The sequence below is a fragment of the Acinetobacter sp. UBA3025 genome (assembly GCF_002367915.1).
Classification (GTDB): Bacteria; Pseudomonadota; Gammaproteobacteria; order Pseudomonadales; family Moraxellaceae; genus Acinetobacter.
The window spans coordinates 1-4,067 of record NZ_DFDO01000087.1 but is presented as its reverse complement, the minus strand read 5'-3'; the positions used below and the strand labels follow the sequence as shown (position 1 = coordinate 4,067).

The following is a 4,067-nucleotide window of genomic DNA, read 5'->3' as shown; positions in this document are numbered from 1 at the left end:
GAGATAAAGAAACTGATCTGCATCAGGTCATATTCAAAGCCCCATTCTGCATACGCATGCTGCAATGCTTCCGGAATATTTGGCTGATCCTTAAACCCGTAATACATTGTCACTCGATAAAAATGCTCACTGAGTTTTTCCAGTTTAATCCGTTCTTCATCGCCTACAAAAGGAATATCCCGGGTAATGACTGTTACCAGAATATTGCGCTCATGTAGCACCTTGTTGTGCTTAATATTGTGCAACATCGCATGCGGCACAATGGTCGGAGTTCCGGTCAGGAAAATCGCTTCACCCGGCACAAACTTGGTGCCTCCTCCAATTGAAATACTCTTAATAAATAGGTCAATTGGTAGTGCATCTTTTTCCAGACGGTTCAGGACCAGTGCACGACCATCTTTCCAGGTCATCAGAATCGTAAATAATGCCGCCCCGAGCAGGATCGGCACCCAGCCACCTGAGGCAATTTTTAAAGACGTTGAGGCTACAAAAACCAGATCCAGTATCAGGAATGGCGTGGCAAATAACACCACTTTCCAGATTGGCCAGCGCCAGAAACCATAAGCCAGAATGCTGATTAAAATGGTGCCACAGAGCATGGTCATAGTGACTGCGACCCCATAAGCACTTGCTAAGCGGGCGCTATTTTCAAAGAGTAAAATCAGAATCACCACGGAAATAAACAGCATCCAGTTAATGAAGGGTAGATAAATCTGACCACGCTCTTCGGCTGATGTGTGCTTTACGCTCAGACGCGGTAAATAGCGCAATTGAATGGCCTGATTCACCATGGAGAACACCCCGGTAATCACCGCCTGTGAGGCAATCACAGCAGCTGCCGTTGCCAAACCAATCATTGGATATAAGCCCCATTCCGGAAGCAGCATATAGAAAGGATTTTCCAGTGCTTCAGGACGGCGCAGCAACAACGCGCCCTGCCCAGCATAATTCAGTAACAGACAGGGCAACACAATAATAAACCAGGCCAGACGAATCGGCAGACGACCAAAATGCCCCATATCGGCATAAATGGCTTCACCTCCGGTCATGGTCAGAATCACGGCGCCCATGGTCAAGAAGGCTACAAAAGGCTGATCGACCACAAAATGATAGGCCCAGTATGGATTCACCATAGCCAGTACTGTCGGGGTCTGAATAATACTCCACAAACCGAAACCACCAATTGACAGGAACCAGAGTAAGGTCAAAGGACCAAAAAATTTGCCCATGGTTCCAGTACCATGACGTTGTACCAGAAAGAGTCCCGCAATAATCCCGATCGATAGAGGTTCTAACCATTGATTAAACACAGGTGTGGCTATACTCAGCCCTTCAACCGCAGATAACACAGAAATTGCCGGGGTAATGATCCCGTCACCAAAAAACAGCGATGCCCCAATAAAGCCGAGCGCAATCAGGTAAATTTTCTTGTCATCAGAAATGCGTGTGGTTCGCAAGTTGAGAGCCAGCAATGACATGATCCCGCCCTCACCGTTGTTATCGGCACGCATGATAATGGTGACGTATTTGAAGCTCACCGTCAGCATGATGCACCAGAAGATCAAGGACAAAATGCCCAACACCGAAGCTTCACTAATGGCAAGGTGCGACGTCAGGAAACATTGGCGTAGTGCATACAATGGACTGGTTCCAATATCTCCAAAAACAACCCCAAGCGCAGCCAGCGTAATTACCGGGAGAGCTGCTTTCTGTGCAGTGCTTTGCATATATCGTCTTCGTTTTTAACAAGCATTTTTGCGAATCATAGCATTGCGCTCAAAGTTTTTCCGCAAATCAATTGTTTCAAGCTTGGCAGACTGGCTTTTTTTCTATATCATCCACGGCCATGGTGAGGTGTCCGAGTGGCTGAAGGAGCACGCCTGGAAAGTGTGTATACGTTAATAGCGTATCGAGGGTTCGAATCCCTCTCTCACCGCCAAATATCATTCCCATGATGTCTTATTGGATCTTAAAAGACTTAAACCACAATGGTTTAGGTCTTTTTTTTGTCTTATGTTATCTAACAACATCTATTGAAACCCTGTTCGAGTTAGGGGTATAAATGGGGGTACGTATTTATACCCTCAATTTTTATACCCCCAATTTCTGTGGAACTTCAAAATGCTTACAGATGCAAAAGTACGAAAGCTTAACCCCCTAGAAAAAAAAAGCTCGTTATTCCGATGAGAAAGGTATGTACTTAGAAGTCACACCATCGGGCGGTATGTATTGGCGAATGAAGTTCCGCTTTAACGGTAAAGAAAATATTTTCAGCATCGGTACCTATCCTGAAACCTCACTGGCTCAAGCAAGAAGAATTCGAGACGAAGCTCGGTTAAAGTTAAAAGATGGGATTAATCCCAACGAAGCGAAGAAGCAAAAGAAACAACAAGCTGCTGAAAATACGCTTTTCAAAGCCCTTGCTATGGAATGGATGGAAGACCGTAAGGCAGTTATTAAAGAGAATACCTATTTACGTGATTTATCTGTATTTGAAAAAGATCTTTTCCCAACTTTAGGTAATATGCCTATTGATCAAATCAAAGGTAAAGACGTGCTTGCCTGTGCCAAAAAAACGAAGAACGAGGCGCACAGGAAATGGCTAAACGCTCCATACCTTTAGCAGGTCGTATCTTCCGTTTTGCGATTCGTAAGGGCCTTATTGAGAATGATCCGACACCTCACCTTCAAGAGGCTTTAAAACCTCGTAAAGTGAAGCATATGGCACGTTTGGATATTTCTGAGTTTCCACCCTTCCTTGAGCGAATGGACCGCTATCATGGCAATCCAATGATTAAAACAGCCATTCAACTAATGACGCTGACTTTTGTACGCACAGCTGAACTCAGAATGATGGAGTGGAATGAGATTGATTTTGATAATCATTTATGGCGAATATCTGCTGAGAAAATGAAAATGGCTCAGCCTCACATTGTTCCATTATCCAAACAGGCAATTGAACTCATTGAAGGATTACGGCCTCTCACCGGCAATAAGCAGTACGTTTTCTATAACCATAGCACGGCAAAACCCATGAGTAGCAATGCACTCCTCTGTGTGATCCGTACGATGGGCTATAACGGTAAAATGACTGGTCATGGATTCCGTGGACTTGCATCAACGACACTTCATGAGTAGGGCTATATGCATGATGCAATTGAAATTCAGTTAGCACATCGAGTCGGTAATGCCGTATCTCAAGCTTATAACCATGCTCAACACTTAGAATATCGAATCAAGATGATGCAAGAATGGTCTGATTTTATTGATAGTTTGAGAAATAAAATTGTGCCATTTCCTAAGCATAAACGCGCCTAAGTTAAAAGTTTTGTTTTAAAAATAAGTCCTCTTTAGAAATTACTTGTATAAAAATGTAGGATACCCTACAATAATCAATATTAAAAATCTAAATAGAGAACTTTATTAATGGTAAAAACTAGAACTGAAATCAACCAAGAAAGTAATGAACGCCGTGGAATAGTAAATAAAGCATTTAAGTTACATCAAAACACTGTTGATGCGATTCGTAGCCTAGCTGAAGATTCAGAAAAATCACAGGCTCAACTTATAACCAATGCCTTTGATGGATTTTATACTCCACTGCCTGCGGGTTATGAAAATGAAAATGGCGAATACATCTCATCTGATATTTATATTTATCATCCCTATGGATTAGAAACATGGCTCACTATTACTAATGTGAGAGATGAGTATGATGAAGAGATTGAAATTGATATCGATGAAATTAACTTTGAGGACATGGTTAATCATTTCATTAGCCAGCATTTACCTGGGCTTCACATCAATCAAATTAAAATTTTCTATACGCCAGTACTTGGCTCAGGTGAATTTTATAGACCAAACTTCTCTAAGCTAAAGCAGGAAATGTACAAAGATTCGGTATCATTGTTTTTTGATCTTTTCCATGAGATGCCAACGTTATTTAGATACAAGAATCTTCAAATGGTACCAATGATTGAAGGTTCTAAAGAATATGAAAAACTAACTAAACTTTATTAATTATGAGTATTAAGCCTTGTTATACAAGAGAGGTGGTCCCACATGTT

General features: G+C 41.9%; 2 protein-coding genes, 1 tRNA gene and 1 pseudogene. 3 read left to right on the top strand and 1 reads right to left on the bottom strand.

Annotated features, from left to right (window positions below; genetic code table 11):
- Positions 1–1,727: potassium transporter Kup (locus B4J23_RS03410; protein WP_291358761.1), on the bottom strand; the 1,727-nt coding region annotated here is incomplete at its 3' end.
- 121 nt (positions 1,728–1,848) lie between these two features.
- Here B4J23_RS03410 and B4J23_RS03405 point away from each other — a divergent pair.
- The 3 genes and pseudogenes from B4J23_RS03405 (at position 1,849) to B4J23_RS03395 (ending at position 4,020) form a co-directional block, all read left to right on the top strand.
- Positions 1,849–1,939: transfer RNA gene (locus tag B4J23_RS03405), tRNA-Ser, on the top strand.
- Between the two features lie 182 nt (positions 1,940–2,121).
- A pseudogene (locus B4J23_RS03400) lies at positions 2,122–3,318 on the top strand (tyrosine-type recombinase/integrase).
- 108 nt (positions 3,319–3,426) lie between these two features.
- A complete protein-coding gene (locus B4J23_RS03395; protein ID WP_034669821.1) occupies positions 3,427–4,020 on the top strand; it encodes a hypothetical protein in 594 nt (197 codons plus the stop codon).
- Positions 4,021–4,067 lie beyond the last annotated feature (47 nt).

Bases quoted from the DNA above. Each gene is read 5' to 3' on its own strand.
- B4J23_RS03395 (WP_034669821.1), top strand. From the start codon at position 3,427: ATGGTAAAAACTAGAACTGAAATCAACCAAGAAAGTAATGAACGCCGT.